1 pseudogene is annotated in these 767 nt (G+C 47.3%); it reads left to right on the plus strand.

The features are described 5' to 3' along the window. Positions 1 to 767: pseudogene (locus KIV40_RS31125) on the plus strand (alkaline phosphatase); the annotation flags it as partial.

A 767-nucleotide genomic window follows, 5' to 3' on the forward strand; every position in this document is an offset into this window, starting at 1 on the left:
AATACGGACGTTATATAGCAGCCGGTAACGAAGCTGAGCCGAACGAGGATTACACTATTGACCCAGAAGGCAGCGTGACCTTAATCGATTTATTGCAAGGTCCACAAGATGCTGTCGTTAAGCAAATCGACTTCAAGGCCTTTAATGCTGGGCAATCACGCCATAACGAACTCAGCGACAAAGTTCGTATCTCCGCACCAAATGCAACCGTAGCTCAAGATCTAGAGCCTGAGTACCTAACTTTCTCAGACAACGGTAGGCTTTACGTGGCCCTACAAGAGAACAATGCCATAGCAGCGATTGATGTCGAAACGGCTACGGTTGATGCGATCTTCGGTCTGGGCGGAAAGTCATGGGCTAACGCAGAGCTAGACACGTCGAATAAAGACAAAAAACTGGGTAACTTCCAAAGCTATGACATGCTTGAAGGGCTTTATATGCCAGACAGCATCGCGAGCTATAGCGTCAATGGAGCTACCTACATCGTAACGGCCAACGAAGGTGATGGCCGAGAGTATGGCATCGACACTACTCAGAAAGCTTGTGATGAACTTGGTTACAAGTGGGATGGTGATGATTTCCAAGGCACGGCACAATACTCAACAGAAGAAGATTTCTGTATAGCGTATGTGGATGAAGTGCGCGGTAAAAAGCTGGATGTCGCGGACAATCACCCATTGGCAGAAGCCTTAAAAGACAACAAGCAGCTAGCTCGTCTAAAGGTGATTAAGCCACAACAGACGTTGCAAGCGGATCAAAAAGTTCAA

This window comes from Vibrio sp. D173a, assembly GCF_030248475.1.